The organism is Streptomyces sp. NPDC057654, assembly GCF_042800135.1.
GTDB lineage: Bacteria > Actinomycetota > Actinomycetes > Streptomycetales > Streptomycetaceae > Streptomyces.
In genome coordinates this window covers 1-3,556 of record NZ_JBHVHQ010000876.1, presented here as the reverse complement: position 1 = coordinate 3,556, position 3,556 = coordinate 1, and the positions used below count along the sequence as shown (strand labels likewise).

Sequence of the window (3,556 nt, the reverse complement as noted above, 5' to 3'; positions counted from 1 at the left end):
CCCGTGGAGCCGCCGGAGGTGAAGGGGTTGTTGCCCGGACGCGGTCCGGACGGACGGGCGCCGCCGGGGCGCGCGCCCTGGTTCTGGCCGCCGGGGCGGGGGCCCCGCTCGGGACGGCCGCCGTCACGCTGCTGGCCGCCGTCACGCTGACCGCCGCCCTGCTGACCACCGGGGGCCGGGCGCGCGGGGCGCGGGCCGGGGGTGGCGCCGGGGCGCGGGGCGGGCCGGTCCTGCTGAGCCGGACGCTCGGACTGGGCCGGACGCTCTTGCTGGGCCGGGCGCTCGGGCTGGGCCGGGGCCGGCGCGGAGAACTCCGCGGCGCGCACCGGGGTGACCGGCGCGGGCTTGGCCGGCGCCGGCTTCGGACCCGGACGCGGGCCGGGCGTCGGCGCGGAGCCGGCTCCCGGGGCCGCGGCGGGCTTGGCGGGGGCGTCCGCGGCCGGCTTGGGCGCCGGGGCAGCGAGACGCGCCGACGGACCCGGGGTGGGTGCGGCCGGCTTGGCGGGGGACGCCTTGCGGGGCGCCCCGGGCTTCGCAGCGGACTTGCCGGCGTTGCCGCCGGGCCCCTGCAGTGCGTCGGTCAACTTGCGAACAACCGGCGCCTCGATCGTCGAGGACGCCGAACGTACGAATTCACCGAGTTCTTGGAGCTTGGCCATGACGACCTTGCTCTCCACTCCGAACTCCTTGGCGAGTTCGTATACCCGGACCTTAGCCACTTCGCTCCTTTTAGGTCCGGGTTCACGCCGGACCGTCGCTACTTCATGGGCGTACTCATCGCGTACTCATCGAGTGCTCATCGCAATCTCGACCTACTTCCGACTCGCGAGGTACCTGACCGCACGGCTTTCCCGTGCCGTTCTCTTTCTTACGGCGTTGCCTGCTCGACAAAACCACGCACTCGCGCGGTGTCGAGCGGTCCCTGGTCCCCCTGATAGCGGAGGGCCCGGGGAAACGCCCGGCGGCGGACCGCCAGGTCGTAACAGACCACTGTGGGGTGCAGATAGGCACCCCGGCCGGGCAGCGTACCGCGAGGATCGGGGGTACAAGCGCCCTCGACCGCCACGATGCGCAGCAGTTCGCTCTTGGCCGTTCGCTCCCGGCAACCCACACAGGTTCGCTCCGGGCATGCTCGGGCGTGCGTCCGACCAGACACTGCTTAAGTCTACCTCCCCGCGACGACATAACCCCTTCGGGTTACTGATCGCGCGCTTATTCGTTCCGGCCCGCTCCCAGGCCCGCCGTACGGACCCCCGGCCGCGGTCTCGGCCGCACAGCCCGTACGGACAGGGCCGGGTGCTCAGTCCCGGTCGTCGTCCCGGTCTCCGCCGCGGTCGCCTGGCTGCTCGGTGTCCGGCCGGATGTCGATACGCCATCCGGTGAGGCGGGCGGCGAGGCGGGCGTTCTGCCCCTCCTTGCCGATGGCGAGCGAGAGCTGGTAGTCGGGGACGGTGACCCGCGCGGAGCGCGCGCCCAGGTCCACGACCTCGACCTTGGAGACGCGGGCCGGGGAGAGCGCGTGCGCCACCAGCTCGGCCGGGTCGTCCGACCAGTCCACGATGTCGATCTTCTCGCCGTGCAGCTCGGCCATGACCGCCCGCACCCGGCCGCCCATCGGGCCGATGCAGGCGCCCTTGGCGTTGAGCCCGGACCGGGTGGACCGGACGGCGATCTTCGTGCGGTGGCCGGCCTCGCGGGCGATGGCCGCGATCTCCACGGAGCCGTCCGCGATCTCCGGGACCTCCATGGCGAAGAGCTTGCGCACCAGGTTGGGGTGGGTGCGCGAGAGCGTCACGGACGGGCCGCGCACGCCCTTGACGACCCGCACGACGTAGGTGCGCAGTCGCGTGCCGTGCTTGTACTCCTCGCCCGGCACCTGCTCCTGCACCGGCAGGATGGCCTCCAGCCGGCCGATGTCGACGAGCACGTTCTTCGGGTCCTTGCCCTGCTGCACGATGCCCGCGACGACGTCGCCCTCGCGGCCCGCGTACTCGCCGAACGTGATCTCTTCCTCGGCGTCGCGCAGCCGCTGGAGGATGACCTGCTTCGCGGTGGTCGCCGCGATCCGGCCGAAGCCGGAGGGCGTGTCGTCGAACTCGCGGGGCTCCTGCCCCTCCTCAAGGTCCGTGAGGTCCTCGGCGTTCTCCTTGGCCCACACCGTCACATGGCCGGTGTTGCGGTCCAGCTCCACCCGGGCCCGGCGGCGGCTTCCCTCGGTGCGGTGGTAGGCGATGAGGAGGGCCGACTCGATCGCCCCGACCAGCAGGTCGAACGAGATCTCCTTCTCCCGTACCAGACCCCGCAGGGCACTCATGTCGATGTCCACGGCTACGCCTCCTCTTGGTTCTCGTCGTTCGCGTCGTCGCCCGCGTCGACGGTGTCGTTCGCGTCGTCCGTGTCGTTGGCGTCGCTGTTGTCAGTGCTGCCGGTGCTGCCAGTGCTGCCGGTGCCGCTGTGCTTCCGGTTGAACTCGATCTCGACCCGCGCCTTGGCGATCTCGGAGAACTCCAGCCGGCGGGCGGTGGGCTTGCGCCCCTTCACGCCCGGCACCTCGGTGTCGAGACCCTCGTCGTCCACGGCGACGATCCGCGTGATCAGCTCGCCGCCGGCGGTCAGCTGCGCCTTGACCAGGCGGCCGACGGCGCGCCGGTAGTGGCGCGGCTCGGTCAGCGGCCGGTCGGCGCCGGGCGAGGTGACTTCCAGGGAGTACGGGGCTCCGCCCATCGCATCCGTCTCGTCGAGCAGCTCCGAGGCCGCCCGGCTCAGCTCGGCACACGTGTCCAGCAGCACGCCGTCGTCGGAGTCCACCACGATGCGCAGTACGCGCCGCTTCCCGGCCGGCGTCACCTCGACCTCTTCCAGATCCAGCTCTCGCGCGCTGACGAGAGGTGCCAGCAATGCGCGCAGCCTCTCGCTCTGGGTGGTGCTCATCCGGGTGACTCCTCGGCCGCGTGTGCTGTTGTGGGAAAGTCGCGTGTCAGGACAGAGCCTAGCTGTTCCGGCAGCCGGCTGACGATTCGGCGGCCGCTCCCCGAACCCCCGTCACCGCGCCGGTACGCTCACGTGCGGTGATCATTCCCGGATCATTCCCGAGAACATTCCTGACCGAGGCGGAAAGAGGAACGTGCCGCTCACGACGACGACGCGGGGCCCGGCCGACCCGCACAGACGCAGCGTGCTGACCGGGGCCGCGGCCCTCGGCGCGGCGGCGCTGCTCGCCGGCTGCTCCGAGCACCGGGAGACCGACGGCGACAAGCGCGCCCGGGCCGGCGAACGGCTGCGCGCCCGCGCCGCGCGGGACTCCGACGCGCTGCTGGACCACTACGAGGCGACGCTGGCCGCGCACGCGGGGCTCGCGGGGCGGCTGGCGCCGCTGCGCGCCGAAGTCGCCCTCCACGCGCGGGCGTTCGGGGCGCCCGAGCGGCGCGCGACGACATCGCCCACGCCGTCCGCCTCCTCCGCCCCGGCCTCACCCTCTTCACCCCCTTCATCCGGCTCATCCGCCTCGCCGAAGGCCCGTACGGACGTGCCCAAGGACGAGAAGGCGGCGCTCGGG

Annotated in this window: 5 protein-coding genes; 1 reads left to right on the top strand and 4 read right to left on the bottom strand. The window is 72.7% G+C overall.

All coding sequences use genetic code 11. The features are described 5' to 3' along the window. The 4 genes from ACFU99_RS37585 to rimP all read right to left on the bottom strand — a co-directional run. Positions 1 to 719, bottom strand: a 719-nt coding sequence (locus tag ACFU99_RS37585) for a translation initiation factor IF-2 N-terminal domain-containing protein (RefSeq protein WP_384401353.1), incomplete at its 3' end; no start/stop codon positions are given. Positions 720 to 868: 149 nt separating this feature from the next. After that, a complete protein-coding gene (locus ACFU99_RS37580; protein ID WP_384401351.1) occupies positions 869 to 1,156 on the bottom strand; it encodes a YlxR family protein in 288 nt (95 codons plus the stop codon). 144 nt (positions 1,157 to 1,300) lie between these two features. Beyond that, positions 1,301 to 2,326 carry a transcription termination factor NusA gene (gene nusA / locus ACFU99_RS37575; RefSeq protein WP_384401348.1) on the bottom strand — a complete coding sequence of 342 codons (1,026 nt, stop codon included), beginning with the start codon at positions 2,324 to 2,326 and terminating at the stop codon, positions 1,301 to 1,303. A gap of 2 nt (positions 2,327 to 2,328) precedes the next feature. Continuing rightward, entirely contained in the window at positions 2,329 to 2,931 is a 603-nt protein-coding gene (gene rimP / locus ACFU99_RS37570) for a ribosome maturation factor RimP (RefSeq protein ID WP_384401345.1), read from the bottom strand. A 193-nt stretch (positions 2,932 to 3,124) separates the two neighbouring features. Here rimP and ACFU99_RS37565 point away from each other — a divergent pair. Then, positions 3,125 to 3,556: hypothetical protein (locus tag ACFU99_RS37565; protein ID WP_384401342.1), on the top strand; the 432-nt coding region annotated here is incomplete at its 3' end.